The sequence below is a fragment of the Tindallia californiensis genome, assembly GCF_900107405.1.
GTDB classification, from domain to species: domain Bacteria; phylum Bacillota; class Clostridia; order Peptostreptococcales; family Tindalliaceae; genus Tindallia; species Tindallia californiensis.
In genome coordinates this window covers 1-1,384 of sequence record NZ_FNPV01000024.1, presented here as the reverse complement: position 1 = coordinate 1,384, position 1,384 = coordinate 1, and the positions used below count along the sequence as shown (strand labels likewise).

Genomic DNA, 1,384 nt, shown 5'->3' with positions numbered 1-1,384 from the left:
AAGACTTGTGGTGATAAGTCAAGGGGGTAATGCGAAAAAAATTTACTTTTGACGATAATAGATTTGAAAAAAGCGCACACAAACCAGACCCGAATCAAACCAGGAATATTTGTTCGGGCAATAAAGGGCATACGGATCGATCAGTAAAGATCGATAATTACACGCTCCTTTCCGGCGCATAAAGTTGGCGGTTGCGTAGCAGCACATCCACCATCCGCACCAATTTTCTTGCCGTCAGTACAAGGGCACGTTTATGTTGATGCTTCGGCACTTCACGATACTTTTTCAAGTAAAACTCACGGTACACAGGCTCATGGCGCTGAACTGAGTTGGCAGCTTCAACCAGGTAATAACGCAAATAATGATTGCCTGTGCGGGTGAGAGAAGTGCGCGGTGATTCATAGTTACCAGACTGTTTACGCTTCCAGTAAAGCCCGGCATACTTGGCTACCTTCGCCTGATCCTCAAACCGATCAATTTGACCGATTTCAGCCAAAATGCCGGCGGTATACACCTTACCAATACCAGGAATGCTGAGCAAAGACTGACTTTCAGGAATGGCCTCCAGAAGCCTTTCAATGGCCGAATCAAGGGATTTAATCTGTTCTTTGATGGTGCGGATCATCAAGGCATAAGACCCCAACACCACATCAACAGAGTTCTGCATCACCTTACCCAACCGGTAAGAATCACGGGCCGCCTTGTTAATGGCCTTGGCCAGCTTAGTGGGATCAGCAAACCGCCCCCGACCCTTCTGCTGAAGCACCTCAGCCAAATCCTCGATGGGCATGGCCGCAATGTCATCCAGGGATAAAGACTCTGAGAGTAAATCCATCATGGCCGCACCAAAGACCGACGTGTCCACATCCCGGGTTAAGGTATTACACTTGTAGTAAAGGTTCTCCAGAAAATGCTGTTTGCACTCTGTCATCTGTTGAATCAACTGATAGCGGGAACGAGTCAGACGTTGAAGAGCCAGGTACTTTTCCTCTTTGACCAAGGACAAATTAAACCGGTCAAAACGGAGGAAATCAGCAATCCGGTAAGCATCCACTTTATCCGTCTTATCCTCTTCGAAAAGCCCTTTGAACCGGGCGATGGCCTTAGGGTTTTGGACAACCACCTTCACACCCAGCCCTTTGAGATCAGGATCCTCGTTGAGGAAAGCTGCCGGATGGAAACTGTAAACCGAAGTGGATTCCATGCCGACAAGGATTGATTCGTAAGCCACATTCTGATGACATTCCAGAATCAGCTCTTTGATGCTGGAGGCACCATGCAGGTCGTTGGGAAGGGAACACTGCTTTAAAACCTGAAGATCACTGTCAAGAAAGCAGACATCCAACGTTAAAGAACTTACATCAATACCGACAAACAATTTCAT

1 protein-coding gene is annotated in these 1,384 nt (G+C 47.3%); it reads right to left on the bottom strand.

Annotation, left to right across the window (positions count from 1 at the left end):
- Positions 1-157: 157 nt before the first annotated feature.
- A complete protein-coding gene (locus BLV55_RS14410; protein ID WP_093315679.1) occupies positions 158-1,384 on the bottom strand; it encodes an IS110 family RNA-guided transposase in 1,227 nt (408 codons plus the stop codon).

Bases quoted from the DNA above. Each gene is read 5' to 3' on its own strand.
- BLV55_RS14410 (WP_093315679.1), bottom strand. From the start codon at position 1,384: ATGAAATTGTTTGTCGGTATTGATGTAAGTTCTTTAACGTTGGATGTC.